The 16,659-nt window shown below is 53.4% G+C and carries 11 protein-coding genes; 8 read left to right on the top strand and 3 right to left on the bottom strand.

What is annotated here, in order from left to right; genetic code table 11:
- The first annotated feature begins 48 nt into the window (after positions 1-48).
- The 4 genes from spoIVB (at position 49) to ACI48J_RS17980 (ending at position 8,118) form a co-directional block, all read left to right on the top strand.
- Positions 49-1,383, top strand: coding sequence for a SpoIVB peptidase (gene spoIVB, locus ACI48J_RS17995; RefSeq protein WP_326056725.1), 1,335 nt, complete (start codon positions 49-51; stop codon positions 1,381-1,383).
- Positions 1,384-1,580: 197 nt separating this feature from the next.
- Entirely contained in the window at positions 1,581-2,375 is a 795-nt protein-coding gene (gene spo0A / locus ACI48J_RS17990) for a sporulation transcription factor Spo0A (RefSeq protein WP_009674877.1), read from the top strand.
- Positions 2,376-2,744: 369 nt separating this feature from the next.
- Positions 2,745-3,803 (top strand): Ig-like domain-containing protein, encoded by a 1,059-nt coding sequence (locus tag ACI48J_RS17985; RefSeq protein WP_405079571.1) that lies wholly within the window; start codon positions 2,745-2,747, stop codon positions 3,801-3,803.
- Between the two features lie 34 nt (positions 3,804-3,837).
- Positions 3,838-8,118 (top strand): polysaccharide lyase family 8 super-sandwich domain-containing protein, encoded by a 4,281-nt coding sequence (locus ACI48J_RS17980; RefSeq protein WP_405079570.1) that lies wholly within the window; start codon positions 3,838-3,840, stop codon positions 8,116-8,118.
- 188 nt (positions 8,119-8,306) lie between these two features.
- Here the strand turns inward: ACI48J_RS17980 and ACI48J_RS17975 are convergent, their stop codons facing one another.
- A complete protein-coding gene (locus ACI48J_RS17975; protein ID WP_405079568.1) occupies positions 8,307-9,230 on the bottom strand; it encodes an LD-carboxypeptidase in 924 nt (307 codons plus the stop codon).
- Between the two features lie 272 nt (positions 9,231-9,502).
- Here ACI48J_RS17975 and ACI48J_RS17970 point away from each other — a divergent pair, with 272 nt between their 5' ends.
- Positions 9,503-10,021 (top strand): DUF6884 domain-containing protein, encoded by a 519-nt coding sequence (locus ACI48J_RS17970; protein ID WP_405079566.1) that lies wholly within the window; start codon positions 9,503-9,505, stop codon positions 10,019-10,021.
- A 376-nt stretch (positions 10,022-10,397) separates the two neighbouring features.
- Here ACI48J_RS17970 and ACI48J_RS17965 read toward each other — a convergent pair whose 3' ends face one another.
- Complete coding sequence (locus ACI48J_RS17965; protein ID WP_405079564.1) at positions 10,398-12,230, bottom strand: UbiD family decarboxylase; 1,833 nt, start codon at positions 12,228-12,230, stop codon at positions 10,398-10,400.
- A 318-nt stretch (positions 12,231-12,548) separates the two neighbouring features.
- On the opposite strand from ACI48J_RS17965, the gene ACI48J_RS17960 reads away from it, so the two are divergent.
- Positions 12,549-12,998 (top strand): FixH family protein, encoded by a 450-nt coding sequence (locus ACI48J_RS17960; RefSeq protein WP_405079563.1) that lies wholly within the window; start codon positions 12,549-12,551, stop codon positions 12,996-12,998.
- 73 nt (positions 12,999-13,071) lie between these two features.
- Here ACI48J_RS17960 and ACI48J_RS17955 read toward each other — a convergent pair whose 3' ends face one another.
- A complete protein-coding gene (locus tag ACI48J_RS17955) occupies positions 13,072-13,671 on the bottom strand; it encodes a biotin transporter BioY (protein WP_405079561.1) in 600 nt (199 codons plus the stop codon).
- A gap of 119 nt (positions 13,672-13,790) precedes the next feature.
- Between ACI48J_RS17955 and ACI48J_RS17950 the strand changes: the two genes are divergently transcribed.
- Complete coding sequence (locus ACI48J_RS17950) at positions 13,791-14,702, top strand: ATP-binding cassette domain-containing protein (protein ID WP_405079560.1); 912 nt, start codon at positions 13,791-13,793, stop codon at positions 14,700-14,702.
- Positions 14,683-16,656: an ATP-binding cassette domain-containing protein gene (locus ACI48J_RS17945; protein WP_405079559.1), complete on the top strand. Its 1,974-nt coding sequence runs from the start codon at positions 14,683-14,685 to the stop codon at positions 16,654-16,656. The genes ACI48J_RS17950 and ACI48J_RS17945 overlap by 20 nt, the downstream gene beginning before the upstream one ends.
- Positions 16,657-16,659 lie beyond the last annotated feature (3 nt).

The following is a 16,659-nucleotide window of genomic DNA, read 5'->3' as shown; positions in this document are numbered from 1 at the left end:
CATTTGACGAGGGTTCGTCAGGGCAAGAAAGCAGAAGGAGGGTGTCTTGTGAAATCGAATCGTCGTAGAAGATTCATTGGTCTCCTGCTCGTTTTCTTCGTTTGTATCCTAAGTGTATCCGCCCCTTTCCAAAGCTTCGCCTCCTTCCCCGATGAGCTCCGGCTTTTTAGCGGGCAAGCCAAAGAACTCAGGCTTTCCATGCCGGTCAACGCCATGCTTACGGTGGAAGACCCCGAAATAGTCAAGGTTAACGGGAACTCCCGGCACTCATTTCAAGTTAATTTGAAAGATCCGATTTCCCTTCAGTCCAACCAGCAGGGCTACACCGAGATGAAGCTGAAGCTGTTCGGAGCCATTCCTCTCAAAACCGTTAAGGTCAATGTCGTGCCGGACCTGAAAGTCCTCCCCGGCGGGCAAACCATTGGCGTCAAAATCAAGTCAGCCGGCATTCTGGTTGTAGGCCATCATCTGGTCGCCGTGACCGAGAAACAGAAGATCTCGCCGGGTGAAGAAGCGAAGGTGCAGGTCGGTGATTTGATTGTTGCGATCAACGGTAGCCCCTCTGCGGATGTTTCCAAGGTATCCGGTCTCGTCAATAAAGCCGGTCAAAGCAAGAAGCCGCTGGAGCTGACGGTTCAAAGAGGCCATCAGCGCTTCGAGCTTAAGCTGAAGCCCGCGTATGACGTCGTGGACAAGTCGTACCGGCTCGGCCTGTACATTCGCGATTCCGCGGCCGGAGTGGGCACCCTGACCTTCTACGCGCCCGAGCAGAACGTTTACGGCGCCTTGGGTCATGTGATTACCGATATGGACACTCAGACCCCGATTGTGGTCGGCAGCGGAGAGGTCGTTCATTCCAACGTGACGTCCATTGCCAAAAGCCAGAACGGCGAGCCCGGCGAGAAGCATGCGCAGATTTTCCGGGACAGCAAGGTGATCGGTACGATTGAGAAAAATACTCCGTTCGGCATTTTCGGCAAAATGGAAGAAGCTCCTGAGTATAGTTTATCCCGTACGCCGATTCCGGTCGCATTCGCGGAAGAGGTAAAAGAAGGACCGGCTCAAATCTACACGGTCGTGAACGGACAGAAGGTGGAGAAATTCGATATCGAGGTTGTACATGTAGCCAAGCAGGGAAGCCCCGCAACCAAGGGGATGGTCATCAAAGTAACCGACAAGCGGCTGCTTGAGAAGACCGGCGGTATCGTGCAGGGGATGAGCGGAAGCCCGATTATCCAGAACGGCAAAATGATCGGCGCGGTCACCCACGTATTTGTGAACGATCCGTCCAGCGGGTACGGCTGCTTTATCGAATGGATGCTCCAGGATGCAGGCATTCTGCTCCGGCCCGAATCAGATGCGAAAGGACTGAAGGCGAGCTAGCCTTTGGTTCTTTTTTTTTGCGAACGATTTGTCGAAAAATGTTGAAATACCAAGATAAAACTCTATTATAAAATAACGGCTCACAAAAATAAAGAAAATAATTTTTCGACAGAAGGAATTTGATTGGGCGTGTCGAAATGATAAAACAAGGAATTAGAAAACCCTCGATTTTTTTACAAATAAAGGAGGCTTTCAAGTTGCAAAAGATTCAAGTTTTGTTAGCGGACGACAACCGAGAGTTTACACATTTACTTTCCGAATTTATCAGTGAACAGGAAGATATGGAGATTGCAGGCATCGCCTATAACGGAAACGAAGTGCTCCGTTTTATGGAAACGCAGAAGGATGTGCCTGATATTCTCATTCTGGATATTATCATGCCTCATCTGGACGGCCTGGGTGTACTCGAGAAGCTTCGCGAAATGAACTTAAATCCGGCTCCGCGGATCATTATGCTCACGGCCTTCGGTCAGGAGAATATTACGCAGAAAGCCGTGCAGCTTGGTGCCTCCTACTATATTTTGAAGCCGTTTGACATGGAAGTTCTGACGAACCGCATCCGTCAACTGGTGGGCAACCAGCCGGCTGTCACGTCGACCAGTTCCATCAAAGCGAATGTCGTTCAGATGCCGAAAAGCAAAAATCTGGACGCCAACATTACGACAATCATACATGAAATCGGCGTACCTGCGCATATTAAAGGATATCAATATCTGCGCGAAGCGATCACGATGGTGTACAACAATATCGAAATTCTCGGCGCCATCACCAAGACGCTGTACCCCGCCATTGCGGAAAAATACAAGACCACCCCGAGCCGCGTCGAACGCGCCATCCGTCACGCGATTGAAGTCGCCTGGACGCGCGGGAACATCGACAGCATCTCGTTTATTTTCGGCTACACCGTGAATATTAGCAAATCGAAGCCGACCAATAGCGAATTTATCGCGATGGTGGCCGACAAGCTGCGGATTGAGCATAAGGTGAGCTGAGAGGGTTAGAAGCCTTGTGTAGTACGAAAGCTGACTTTGGATGAAATTTACAACCGGAACAATTTTGGCGATAAATATCTGAATCAGCAATTTTAAGCCGATAAACTTTTATGTAGCATACCAACCAATACCGTTATTTATTGGGTTTTCAAAAATCCAATGAAGAGCGGTATTTTTTTATTATGAAAAAATCTCAAGAAGAAATTAAATTTCCAAAAGTTGCCAGACTAAGGTAAAAAATCGACCTAATAAAGTCAAAATCGTTCACGATAGAGCAAAAAAATGAACTAGGACGTTCCTTAATAGTTCTCTATGATATTGTTGAGAAGAATTTTTTCTTGATTCATAAATGAGAGAGGAGCAAGTGAAATGACTTCGGTGAGCAAAAGAATGTCTGTAATTCTGTTTTTTTGCTTCATGATGCATGCGCTTTCATTTGGGGCGGCAGTCCATGCAAGCGAACCGCAGCCGGATTTGGTTTCAAATGGGGGATTTGAAAATGTAAAGTCTGGGGCAGGAAAGTGGGAAGCTGGAGCTGAACCCGTTGGTTGGGGGTTATGGTTAGCAAGCGGGACAGGAAAGGCCTCTGTGACTAGGGATGTTTACCATACAGGGACTCAAGCGGTCAAGATTGAACATTTGGCACTGAGCAGAACGGGTCTTTCTCAAGATTTACCGATTCCGGGTGGACAAACGTATAAACTGAGCGTTTGGGTAAAAACGAAGGATGTCAATTCGGGCATCGGCGTATTTGTAAGAACGCAGTTTTTTAAAAGCATCAAAGGTCTTGACGGAAAAACGCAAGATGAAAAGATAGGGTCCGGGCCTTCGACAGAAGAATTAACGGGAACCCAGGACTGGATGAAGCGGGAAGTCATTCTATCCGCTCCAGAGGAAGCGAAATATATCCGGCTGGAACCATTTTTCGAAACAGGGACAGGCACGGTGTGGTTTGATGATATTTCATTAGTCAAATGGAACAGCGTGACGGGCCTGGCGCTGGACCAAACGAACGTAACGCTGGAAAAAACGCAAACCGCCGTCTTAACGGCCAAGGTGACGCCTGAAAATGTAAGCGGTTTATCGCTGCAATGGCGGGTAGACAACCAAGATGTTGTGCAGGTGGAGGCTCAAGGTCCTCTTGCCGTTCTGACAGCTTTGAAGCCGGGGAAGGCGATCGTAACCGTGATGACAGATGACGGTGCTTTTGCGGCGACAAGTGAAATTACGGTAAAAGAAGCAGGCATCCCAGGTGATCTTACGAACGATGGAAAAATAACCGTCGGTGATTTAGCCATGGCGGCCGCACATTTCGGTAAAGATGCGAGCAGCCCGGATTGGGAAACGGCAAAGGCTGCCGATGTGAATGGAGACCGTAAAATCGATCGTAGTGACCTGATGTGGTTCACGGAGCGGATTTTTCCATAAATCAGTTACATGAACGAAAGGAGTGTTTAGTTTCATGAAAAAATCCATTTTGCAGTATGCAGTCATTGCTTTAACGATAGTCGCGCTCATTTTTACCTCTTACCCCGTTTCCGTACAGGCCCAGCAGCCGGACCCGATTGATTCCATGAGGGACAAGTGGTCTGCGTTTTTGACGGGCGGCCGGCAAATCGATTTGAACGATGAAGATATCCGTAAAGCGGTGGAGGCCAACGCCAAAAAGGTAACCAACGATCAAAAAAACGGCTTTTGGGACCTGCTCCTTAAAGACCCGGCCCGCAAATCGTTGTGGGCGGATTATGCAAGTACGGCGGATTCAAGCCATATTACCCTTTCTTATAACCGGTTGAAAGACATGGCGATCGCTTACTCGACTCAAGGCTCGGACTTGTACCGAAATGAGCGGCTAAAACAAGATATTATTGCGGGTTTGGATTGGATGTATACGAATCGTTTTAATGAGAATAAAGCGAAATACAATAACTGGTGGGACTGGGAAATCGGATCACCGCTGTCTCTCGGCGATATCATGACTTTAATGTATGATCACCTTTCTCCTGAGCAAGTTGCCCGTTATACCCGAACGATTGACAAGTTTATACCCGATCCCACCCTACGGCTGGGCAGCACATTGAAAGAAACAGGCGCAAACCTTTTGGATAAAGCATTGGCTGTACTGATTCGGGGAGTTATCGGCAAAAGTGAAACGAAAATCGTTCAGGCGCGCAGCTCCATTAGCCCGGTGTTCCCGCCGGTAACAAGCGGCGACGGTTTTTATTCCGACGGTTCTTTTATTCAGCATAACAATATTGCGTATACCGGAAGTTACGGAAGCGTCCTGCTCGGCGATATGGCTAAGCTTTTGACGATATTGAATGATTCGCCTTGGCCGATTCAAGATCCAAACTTGGCGAATACATACGATTGGATCACCAATTCGTTCGAGCCGCTCATTTACGACGGACATATGATGGAAATGGTCAGCGGGCGGGCGGTATCGCGGTATAACAACAATACCCGCGGAACCGCGTGGACCATTAATCGGATGTCACAATTTGCTCCTCCTGAGCTTGCGGCCCGTTACAAAAGCATGGTCAAAGAATGGGTTTTATCGGATACGAGCGTGTCCAACAAATATGAGGGCATGCCGATTCGGGATCTTGTTCTTTTCAAAGCTTTAATGAAGGACACGTCTGTCGTGCCTCGCGGAGATTTGATCGTACATCATCAATTTTCGGCGATGGATCGTGTTGTTCATGCGCGGAAGGGATATGCTTATGCGATCAGCATGTCGTCCTCGCGGATTTCCAACTATGAGGGAGGAATCAACGGCGAGCATACGAAGGGCTGGTACACGGGCGACGGTATGACGTATTTGTACAATAACGATGCCGCTCAGTTCAGAGACGCCTTCTGGCCAACGGTGGATTCCTATCGGATGCCGGGAACAACCTCGGACGGCTTGCCAAGGACAGGCAGTAAAGTAACCTCTAAAAGCTGGGTCGGCGGAGCATCGATAGACCAGTTGTATGGTGCGGCAGGAATGGACTTGGCTCCTCCGGGAAGTAAATTAACGGGAAAAAAATCATGGTTTATGTTCGATAACGAGATTGTTGCATTGGGAGCGGGGATCACAACCTCCGATAACCGAAAAGTAGAAACGATTGTTGAGAACCGGATGATTAATTCGGCGGGAGACAACAAGCTGATTGTGAACGGCGAGATTATGCCGAGTGATCTGGGCTGGTCCAAAAATCTTACCGGAGTGAAATGGGCCAATTTGCAGGGTACGGCAGCCGGAGCCGATATCGGCTATTATTTTCCCGAAACGGCAAATGTCAGCGCTTTACGGGAGGCGAGAAGCGGTTCGTGGAGAGATATTAATCCCACTGGCCCGACGGACACCATCACGCGTAATTATGCAAGCTTAGCGATTGATCATGGAACCAAGCCGACCGATCAATCTTATTCCTACGTACTGCTGCCAACTTTAAATGCTGCGGCTACCCAATCTTACAGTGAAAATCCGGATGTGCGTATCTTGAGCAACACGGCGAAAATCCAGGCGGTTCAAGAAACCAAATTGGGCTTGACCGGCATTCACTTTTGGGAACCGGGGACGCTGGATCGCTTACGCGCTTACCAGCCTGTTTCGCTCATGATGAAGGAAAAAGGCGAGGAGCTTACGCTCTCGGTGTCAGACCCGACGCAATCCCAGTCCAAAGTGAAAGTGGAGCTGGCGGCGGCCGCCTCGCAGGTGCTTGCAAGCGATCCTAGCGTTAAAGTATTACGGATGCAGCCAACCCTTCAACTGGAAGTAGATACTAAAGGTTCTTTGGGAAAAAGCCATACGATTCAATTGAAAATTAACCCGGATCAGGAAGTGGAGCTTCCTGGGGAAACCGATTATGAACCTGACCCGGCCGCAAAGGTTCGAATTCCGGTCACGGAAGATACATTCGTCAATGGCGGGACTGATGCGAACAACAATTTCGGAACAAGAGGATTTTTAAATATTCGAAATGGGAGCGGCAACACGGACCGCAAAGTTTTTCTGAAATTTACGCTGCCTTCCTCTATGCAGGAAATTCATTCTGTGAGCCTCAATGTATACGGGGAGACGAAAGACGGAAGCGGTACTGTCTCGGATATTGGCGTTTATGAGGTGCCTGACGATAGCTGGACAGAAACAACCTTAACTTTTGCGAATAAACCGGCGCCAGGTAAACAAATTGATGTGGCTACGTTCACAACACCGGAACAATGGCGTAAATTCGATGTGACTCCGTTCGTGATGACCCAACAGCAAGGAGACAAAGTGGCAAGCTTTGCTTTGCAGCAGGTCGGAAGCAACCTCGCTTCAACGATTCGAAGCCGCAAAAGTGAAGAAGGAAAATACCAAGCTTATTTGGAAGTGCTGCTTAAAGACACGAAAGCGCCTACAACCTCCGTGCGTGTAGATGGGAATAGCGGAGCCGATCAAGAAAATTACAAGGATGTGACCCTACACTTTACCGCGGTGGACGATCCGAACGGTTGGGGTGTTTTGAGGAGCGAGTATCGAATCAATGGCGGGAAATGGATGGCAGTCAAAGCAGGTCAGGTCGTTATTCGAGAAAAAGGCGTGCAAAACATCGAATATCGTTCGATAGACAAGGCCGGTAATATGGAAGAAGCACAAAAATTGACCGTCGTCCTAGCCAATGCGGATACTCAATTAATCGGAAATCAGTCAGTAGTTAAGGGTGAGCCGCTGGTGGTTACCTACCGGATCAAAAAAGCTGTGAGCGATATGTATGCCCATGACTTGACACTCGATTATGATGCTCATGTGCTGGAGTTTGTCTCCGCCGAGTCTGTGCAAAGAGGCGTATCCATACTGAAGTCGAAGACGGAATACACCGGACGTCTGCGGCTCTTGCTTGCCGGCGAGGGACAAGAAATCCAAGGGAACGCCGACTTATTGAAGCTTACCTTTAAAGCCCGAAAAGCAACGGATGCTGTAAGCGGCAAGATTGAGGTGGCCCAAGCGATCCTTGCCGATAAACAGGGAAGCGAAATGACGGTGACACCGAGTTCTCTTCATTTTAGCGTCCAAGCTGCAGCAGAAGAACCTGGTCCCGTTAAACCTAACCCGGGAGATAACGGCAATGGTAACGGAAACGGAACTGATAACGGTAATGGCAACGGCAACGGTAACGGTACCGGTACGGATAATGGAGGCCCTGTACAGCCCGAAATTCCAACGGACAACACAGAAGCTGTTGTTTTAAATGATTTGAATGGTCATTGGGCGGAAGAAAAAATACAAGAAGCTGCTAAAAAAGGGTTGATTTTAGGGTATCCGGACGGATCATTCCAGCCGAACAAGGAGATCACCCGCGCCGAATTCACCTCCCTGCTCGTCAGAGGATTAAAGCTGGATGAAGAGACCGAGCTTACGTTCAGCGATCACGATCTAAAAGATCACTGGGCAAAGCCGGACATCGCGAAGGCGGTTAAAAAGGGAATTATCTCCGGTTATCAGGACAACACATTCCGTGCTGAACAGGATATAACGAGAGTAGAGCTTACGGTGATGGCAGCGAAGTCTTTGAATTTGGCGGAAGAATCTTCAGATTTAATATCCTTCGTTGACCAAGCCGATATTCCCGTCTGGGCACGGGGGTGGGTAGCAGCTGCAGTAAGCAAAGGCCTCGTTACAGGGCGGGAGAACCAGACATTCGCTCCTCTGGCACCGGCAACTCGTGCGGAAGCGGTTGTTATTCTTCTGAATGTATTATCCTTGAGAAAGTAGTTCACACTCGAAAGAGCACTTTATATTGAAAAGAGAATAGCGTCTCAAGTAGATGCGAACGATGGTGATATCCCCTTACGGTAGACAACGAAATGGAGACGATGAAATTTAACGAAAAGCAGTACATCCTATGAAACAAAATTCAAAAAGCTCACTCCCGCCCTTACGGCAGAGTGAGCTTTTTTCGTTCAATACCTTACAGCCGACTCCAGCAGCGTTAGCGTTGCGGCCGACGCGTTCAAATTCACATTGGCGCCGATCGGGATGGCGGCTTTGTAGAAGCCATGTCCGGAGGCAAGGTTGGTCAGCAGCGGTTTCCCCAAGGGGACGATCACTTCGCTGATCAGATTTTCGTACGTCTTGCCGTAGGCGGTCTGGCAGTTGGTGCATTCGCCCATGACGATACCGGCGCAAGCCTGAAGCTTGCCGGCCAGCCGAAGCTGGTCGATATAGCGGTACACGGTGTTGACCGGCTCGTGCGTTTCTTCCAGGAGCAATACTTTTCCCGTGGTATCGACTTCAAACGGCGTCCCCAGCGACCCCACCAGGGAGGTGAGATTCCCTCCGATAATGGGGCCGGAGACGTTGCCGGGAACTCGCCCGATTAAAGGGACGCCCGGAGGGTTCGCGATGGGGCGGGGGGCCGCAACGGATGATGTCGCCGTAAAGAATTGCTCGAAATTGTACGGCGGCGTGTCCGGCCTGAAGTCGATGAGCAGCAGACTGTGAAAAGCAATCAGATCCGCCAGCTTATAGAGGGCGTTGAGCAGGACGGTAATATCGCTGTAGCCCGTCACGATTTTGGGGTTTTGCCGGATAAAAGCATAATCCAGGTAAGGCAGGATGTCCGCAACGCCTACGCCGCCTCTTGTGGGCAGGATCATTTTAACGCGGGGATCGGCGTAGACCGACATAAAATCTTCCGCGCGTTCCCGGTCCGTTCCGGCGAGATACCCGTTTACGGAGTATACGTATCGGCCCAGAAGAACGTTTAGTCCCAAGCTCTGCAAATAGGCAATCCGTGCCTGTATGGTTTCGGCGCTCAGCGGACTGCCCAGGGTGACGATTCCGACCGTATCGCCGGGCAGTAGTGCGCCTGGCTGGATCGCCATAGAACCGCCTCCTTTCCCGCTCGTTTATTACTAACGTATGAGAGAGAGCGAGGGAATAGGCTAGTAACTTGGGCGCAGCCTTATGTTTACATTGAGCGGTGGATGCCCCATAGCCTTCTGACGCCGCATCGTGCAAAGGCGGCTTCACGCGTCGAGAAGACCGCTGTGCGTTTCTGTACAACATGGCGAACGGTAAATTCCGTCCGTCTCTGCCCTGTTGTCTATGTACGGTCAATTCGCCTGATCCGATCCGGCTGCGGGAGCGCTGGCAGATGATCTCTGATACACTTAAGGGAACTCACTTGAATGGAGAAGCCCAGACTATGCAATCTGACACCCTATGCATTATCCCTCCCGGCAAAAGAAAAATATGGGACCGGGATGCCGCCCACGGACCGGCATCGGCGAGAGACGCTTACACCGGGACCCTGAACAGGAAAGCGCGGGCTTACGCGGAAGCCAGCGGCCATGATTGGGTTATTTTATCCGCGAAACACGGTTTTCTGATGCCAGTGGATACGGTGCCCGGCAATTACGATACGGCTTTCGGAGCCGCGAATGCCGACATCATCTCTTCGGAGGAACTGGCACGGCAGTGGAGAGAGAAAGAGCTTTACACCTACAAACGGATTGAAGTGCTCGGCGGCAAAAAGTTCCGCCCGATTATCGGGGCGCTGGCGGGTACGTCAGCCGTTTATTTTCCTCTCGAAAACAGCCGCGGAATCGGGGATATGCTGCATTTGCTCGATGCTTGGACAGCCCGGATAACGACGGAGACGGACGTGGAATGAAAGGTTCTATGAACGTATAAGGCGATGGCGTGAACATCGAAATAATCCGAAGATTAGAGCCGATCGGAGGAAAAATTGCACGACAAAAGTAACCCGAAAAATTGAAGCGTCTACCGAAAAGTTCCGAAATTGGCCGCTGTTATTTTTCGCGCATTGTCCTGGCTGGACACGGTTGAGCTGTTAGAGCAAACCGTTGTGTTACCTTCTGAAAATAAAAAAACACCACAGGCTCGGGGCCTGTGATGTTGCACACAAAAGGTGTGTCGCTGCGGTCGGTTGACCCCACTGTTTGCAGCTTATACGCAGCTTAGGGCCGTGTGAAATCCGAACGGCTTTCAGTTGCGGTCGCATGAACAGTTGAGCTTGCTTTTGCCGATCAGCCCTTAACGACTCCGGCCAAGCTGGCTCCCGGGGCAAACAGCCGCCGGATATTCTTCTCGACCTCGGGGTCGGGAACGAGAGGCGGCGCCTGATGCGGCTTGACGCGCGCGTCGATGATAACGTTGTCGCAGGTCCAGTGCTTATACTCGTAGGCGCTGTTAACGCCGTACATATCGTGCGACGGGTTGCTGCGCGTAAACGTGGCCCACAGAAAATTGGCGAAGTCCGCGCTCAGGAACTCGCTGTCGTCGCACAAAACGATCATCGGGCAGCCTGGGAGCGGCCCTTTGCCCGCAATGGCGCCGCACAGATGCTCCAGCTCCAGCGCAGCCTTCTCGTACGTCTCGAAGGCAGGTCCCCGCATCGCGACAACGCCCGGCATGACTAGCCGCGTCTCTCCGAACGGAGAAAGTTCCGTCAGAGCAGCGGGAACTTCCGTACACAAGTCCCTTTTCTTATCCCCGTAAGCGGCAAAAAGCACCTTGCTTCCCGTATTCAGCCCCGTACCCGAATAATCGAGCGTATCGATGGTGGTGTTCGTATAAAAGTGAATGTCCCGTCTCAGATCGATCCGTTCGAGGATATAGGCGAGAAATTCTTTTTCCTTATGGGTATCGAGCGGCTGCTTGTCTTCCGCCGTCATAAACAAATATTTGGCGAGGCTCAGCTGACCTGTGCCGAGCACCCGGTTGGCCAGCGTAAGAATTTCCGCAGGCTGCTTGACCTGCTGATAGGGCGTGTACCGTTCGCTGCCGATCGCAAACAGAAGCGGATGCACACCCGCCGCATCGACGGCATGAACTTCCTTGACGCCGGGAATCTCCTGCTTGATCGCATCCCCCGTCAATTCGTGTATGAGCTCGCCGAACGAGGTGTCCTCCTGCGGAGGACGCCCGACAACGGTAAACGGCCAGATGGCGTTTTCCCGGGCGTACACTTTGTGCACGCGGAGAACCGGGAACGGATGCGTCAGGCTGTAGTAGCCGAGATGGTCGCCGAAGGGACCCTCCGGTTTCGTTTCGCCGGGATGAATTTCCCCGGTAATGACGAAATCCGCATCGTGGCTGATGCAGTAGCCGTCCGTATAGCTGTAGCGGAAGCGGCGTCCGGCAAGAAGGCCGGCAAACGTCATTTCGCTCAGGCCCTCCGGCAGAGGCATAACCGCCGACAGTGTATGCGCGGGAGGCCCGCCGACAAAGATGCTTACTTTTAAAGGAGCGCCCTGCTTGTTGGCCTTGTCCTGATGAATGCCGATGCCCCGGTGTATCTGGTAGTGCAGGCCGATTTCCTTGTCCGTTTCGTAGTCGTTGCCGGTGAGCTGGACGCGGTACATGCCGAGATTAGAGTTCATGATGCCCGGCTTCTCCGGGTCCTCCGAATAAACCTGAGGTAGGGTGATGAAGGCTCCGCCGTCCATGGGCCAGTGCCGGATCAGAGGAAGATCGGAAATCGAGATTTCCCTGAAGTCCGCGGGGAGGCCGGATTTTTTTAACGGAAGGGCTTTGAAAGCGGCCAGGGCGTTGCCTACGGTTTTGAACGGCTGCTTAATCGCCTTGACCGGGTCGTTTCGAAGGGCGATGATGTTTTCGGCGTCCTGCCATGTATGTCTGAAAATAAATTTGCTTCGTTCCAGCGTGCCGAACAGGTTGGAAACCGCCTGGAATTTCGAGCCTTTGACCTTTTCGAACAGCAGGGCGGGACCTCCGGCTTCATAGACTTTTAAATGAATGGCCGCCATTTCCAGGTAAGGATCGACTTCTTCTTTGATGCGGATCAGGTGTCCGTTTTTCTCCAAATCAGCTATGCAGTCTTCTAAATGGGCGTACATGGTCGATAGTCTCCGTTCTCTTGAGGTCGGCTGTTTACGCGAAGGTTCGCCAGCCTTTAAAATCAGTTAAAGCCAATTTCGCGCGGGTGTCAAATGAATCCGTCCGGATTTTCGGAAACGGGAGGAAATAGTCACTTTTCATCTAGTTTTCAAAGGTTTTTTTGCTTATTGAAATAAAGGTCGTTACGTGTAAGGTATTGTAAAAAAGGCTTGTTTAACGTGCTTAAATCTCCTATTCTAAGAGAGTGAGAACGTGTGGATTCGAATAGAAGGTTACCGCGGCCCGTCAAGCTAAACGGATAACCGGAGGCGTCTACTATGAAAAAAATACTCGCATTAACCGTACTGGCCGCTTCATTGGCGCTATCGGCCTGTTCGCAGACGGCAAGCACTTCCGGCGGGACCAAGCAGGAGTCGGCGGACGGGCTAACCGTGACCATTATGGCTCCGGAGAAAGTGCCGCTGAACCAGGAAACCGTTCTGAAGGTAGAGGTCAAGCAGGGACAAGAACCCGTCAAAGACGCGGAAGATATCCAGTTCGAAATCTGGAATATCAAGAACGTCGACACCGCCGTAAATGTGGTTGCAGCCCACGAGGATAAGGGGGTCTATAGCGTAAAAAACACGTTTAAAGAGGACGGGATTTATTTTGTCCGGACTCATGTAATCGCTCGCAATCAGCACATCATGCCCAAGCAGAGAATTATTGCCGGCAACGTATCCGAAGAAGAGATCAAGACGTTCGAACAGAACACGACGAAGAAATAGAAGCGTACGTAAAAAAGCCGGATCTGCGGAAGCAGACACGGCTTTTGCTGTGAAACGGGGGCCTAGGCACAGCTTATCTGGAAGCCCAGGCGCTCTCCGCACCGACCAGACGGGATACCGGATACATTCTCCGGACCGGAAGGACGATCAAAGCCCCGATAAACGCTTTTACCGCATCGCCGGGGAGATAAGGAAAACAGCCGACGGACAAAGCCTTCGTCAGAGTCATGTTGGTGACGACATGGGCCATCCAGGGCACGCCGGTAACGTAAAGCAGCAGCGAGCCGAATACGAAGAGAGTCGCGAAAGTCAGCACGAAAGCCGTGACTCCGCTGCCTTTGATACGCGGAACGACGAGACCGATGAAGAGAGCGGCGAAAGGATACGCCCAGATAAACCCGCCTGTCGGACCGAGAACCAGATCCAATCCTCCTCTTCCGTGCAAAAGCGGAAGCCCGAGAGCCGTTAAGCCTACTACAAGTGCGATGCTGAAAAAGCCGTAGCGGGCGCCCAGCAGAGCCCCTGCCAGCATAATAGCGAAATTCGCCAGTGTAAAAGGCACCTGAGAAAAGCCGAATTGAATGTTGACGAAGCTAAGCGCAACAAGCAGTGCCGCAAACATGGCGCTGAACGTGATCCCGCGGACGGTGAATGACGAACGTTTCAATTGCATCTTCTCCAATCATTTGTTAACTTTGTATTATGTATTTCGGTTGACAATCCGCATTGTAGCACAACTCGGGCGGTTTTGTGAATAGGGATGTGAACAGGCTGGAGGTATCTGCACGGGAAATGGAAAACGAACAAGAGAGGCATACGCAATCCCCCTATAGAATGCACGAAGTGTCCGTCGTCAAAAGAGGAGAGCCTGCGGAGGGCGTCTCAGCCGCGGATCAAACACTTCTGAACGAAATAAATATAGAGCTGCATAAAGGCGAGTGGCTCGCCGTCGTCGGCCGCAACGGAAGCGGCAAGAGCACCCTGGCGAAAGTGATGGCCGGGCTCATTCCGGCGGCGGGCGGCTCTATCGAACCCGGCTGGACGGCAGGGGAGCGGATGCGCATGGTGCTGCAAAATCCGGATACCCAGCTTATCGGAGAGACCGTGTACGAAGATGTATGCTTCGGAATGGAAAACGCCGGAATAGATCCCGAACGGATGCCGGAAACAGCCCGTCATGTATTGGGACTCGTCGGTTTGGCGGATAAGCGGGATGACAGCTGCGAAGCTTTATCGGGCGGCCAGAAACAGCTGACGGCTGTGGCGGGAGCGCTGGCTGTCGGCGCTTCCGTTCTGCTGATGGATGAAGTGACCTCGATGCTGGATTCCTTTTCGCGCAGCACGGTGCTCGGCGCGCTTACGCAGCTTAATGAGCAGGGCGTGACCGTCGTCTGGATCACCCAGAGGCTGGATGAACTGGCCCTTGCGGACAAGGTTATCGTTGTGGACGAAGGGAAGATCGCCTATTCGGGCGGTGTGCGGGATTTTTTCTACGGAACATCGTCAGTGGACGGCTCTCGGGTCAAAATTCGGGAAAACATGCCGGCTCCTTCCCCTTGTCTGGAGCGGGGATATGAGCTCCCCTACACGGTAGAGGTCGCAAGGGAGCTTCACAGGCTGGGAGCCCTCGGCCTCGAAGAGCGGCCGGTAACGCCGGACGAATTGATGGAGGTTTTGAACCGATATGGACTGCCTGCACGTTAAAAACCTTTCGAAAACCGTCGGCGGGCCGGACGCTTCTTTTGCCGTCCGGGACGTATCCTTCACGGCCGTTGCCGGGGAGATCACGCTGCTCGTCGGCCGAAGCGGAGCGGGGAAATCGACGCTGCTGGATATGCTGGGAGGGCTGTCCGTTCCGGACGGGGGCGGCATCCGGTATGGAGATACCGAGCTGTGGCCGGGCAGCAAACAAAGCGCCAGGGAGGCAAGGCGGAAGCTGGCGCTTGTTTTCCAGCATCCGCACGAGCAGCTTTTCGCGGCCACGGTCCGGGGGGAGTTCCACTATACGCTGAGACCGTTCAAGCTGAGCGGGGAGGAGCGTGAAGCCCGCATAGCCGAAGCGCTGGAGCTGTTCGGCCTCGGTCCCGAGCTGCTGGACGAGCGCCCTCACGAGCTCAGCGGCGGCACGCAGCGCAGGGCGGCTCTCGCGTCCGTCTTCGCGTCCCGGCCCCGCTGGCTGCTGCTCGACGAGCCGACGGCGGGCCTCGATCACGAGGCGGCCGCGAGGCTCACGGGCACGCTGCGCAGCTGGACGCGGCGGACAGGCGGCGGCGCGCTCGTCGCGACGCACGATCTCGATGCGTTCCTGCCTGTGGCGGACCGCATCGTGATGCTCTCGCAGGGTACAGTCGTGCACGACTGTACCCCTGCGGAGCTGGCTGCGCGTCCCGCTATGCTGGGGGACGCGGGGCTTCTGCTGCCGGAAGCGCTGGCGCTCGGCAGCCTGCTTCGCCGGCACGGCGTAGACGTGCCGGCAGGGCTTCCCGCGCGGGAGGAGACGGCGCGGGCGATTGCCGCCGCACTGGCGGCGGGGGGGCGGCGCGGGTACGACGGCGCGGACGCGGCGGCGGGTCTTTCCGCGTCGGAGAAGCGGCCAAGCGCCGCGGCCTCCGCGCACGCGCCCGTGAGCCCCGGCAGGGCGCCCCGCGAGGCCGTGCTTTGCGGCAGCCTTGGCGCGTCTGCGGGCAGCCCGCCAGCCTCCGCTCCTGGCAGCGGGACCGCCCCGGCCGGCGCAGTTTCAGCCGGCCCGCTTGAATGCGGCGTATCGTCCGGCTCCCCGGCTATCGGGGGTGACTCGTCTGCCGCGGAGACCGTACCGTCCGGCACTTCGGCCGATGGCCGGTCGTCTCCGGCTTCCGGCGGCGCGACCGCCCCGGCAGAGGCGCTCCATCCGCCCGCCATACCGGTCGGACGCCGCTTCGATCCCCGAACCTTCTGGATCGGGTATGTGCTTTTGTCGGCGGGAATCCTGCTGCAAAAGTCGCTGATCGGCCTGGCTGTGTCCGCCGCATTAACCGCGGCGGCCGTTCTGCTGTCGCAGGTCCCCTTCAGAGCCGTCTGGAAGCCTCTGCGCGCATTTCTGATTTTTACGGGCCTGTCGGCCGTAATTGCCGGACTGACGATCGGGGCCGGTCAGGGAGAAGTTCCGATAGGCTTCGACCCCAAGGCGGCGCTTGCGGCGGTCCGGGCGTTATCAAACCTGATGCTGGTGCTTGTCCTGGGCGTCCTTTTTCCGCTTACGGTGGGCTATTTGCGGATGAAGCAGGGAGTGGAGCAGGGGCTGGCCGTTCTTGCGGGTCTGAGGTTCCCGGTGGAGGCCGTAGCGCTGACGGCTTCGCTTATGTTCCGGTTTATTCCGCTTATCGGCGGGCAGTGGAACCGGTTCGGCCGTATCGCAAAAGCCAGGGGACAGGGGCGCAGCGGCAAAAGCGGGCTCGGGCTTGCCGAGTTCCGGATTATGGCGCTGCCGTTCATGTTCTCTCTGATCCGCATGGCCGACGAGTTCTCGACGGCTTTGGAGATCAGAGGCTACAGCCGGACGGGAGGCAGAAGGACCCGAAGCCGGGCACTCCGGATGCAGGCTCGCGATTATGCCGCGATGGGTGTTTTTCTGCTCGTATTCCTCTGCCTGGCCGCCCTGGCCGACATACTCGGGTAACAC

This window comes from Paenibacillus chitinolyticus (assembly GCF_045038035.1).
Taxonomy (GTDB): Bacteria; Bacillota; Bacilli; order Paenibacillales; family NBRC-103111; genus Paenibacillus_F; species Paenibacillus_F chitinolyticus_A.
This window is presented reverse-complemented; position numbering and strand designations above follow the sequence as displayed.

Excerpts from the sequence above, each read along its gene's own strand:
- ACI48J_RS17985 (WP_405079571.1), top strand. The coding sequence starts at position 2,745 with ATGACTTCGGTGAGCAAAAGAATGTCTGTAATTCTGTTTTTTTGCTTC.
- ACI48J_RS17980 (WP_405079570.1), top strand. The coding sequence starts at position 3,838 with ATGAAAAAATCCATTTTGCAGTATGCAGTCATTGCTTTAACGATAGTC.
- ACI48J_RS17975 (WP_405079568.1), bottom strand. The coding sequence starts at position 9,230 with ATGGCGATCCAGCCAGGCGCACTACTGCCCGGCGATACGGTCGGAATC.
- ACI48J_RS17970 (WP_405079566.1), top strand. The coding sequence starts at position 9,503 with ATGATCTCTGATACACTTAAGGGAACTCACTTGAATGGAGAAGCCCAG.
- ACI48J_RS17965 (WP_405079564.1), bottom strand. The coding sequence starts at position 12,230 with ATGTACGCCCATTTAGAAGACTGCATAGCTGATTTGGAGAAAAACGGA.
- ACI48J_RS17960 (WP_405079563.1), top strand. The coding sequence starts at position 12,549 with ATGAAAAAAATACTCGCATTAACCGTACTGGCCGCTTCATTGGCGCTA.
- ACI48J_RS17955 (WP_405079561.1), bottom strand. The coding sequence starts at position 13,671 with ATGCAATTGAAACGTTCGTCATTCACCGTCCGCGGGATCACGTTCAGC.
- ACI48J_RS17950 (WP_405079560.1), top strand. The coding sequence starts at position 13,791 with ATGGAAAACGAACAAGAGAGGCATACGCAATCCCCCTATAGAATGCAC.
- ACI48J_RS17945 (WP_405079559.1), top strand. The coding sequence starts at position 14,683 with ATGGACTGCCTGCACGTTAAAAACCTTTCGAAAACCGTCGGCGGGCCG.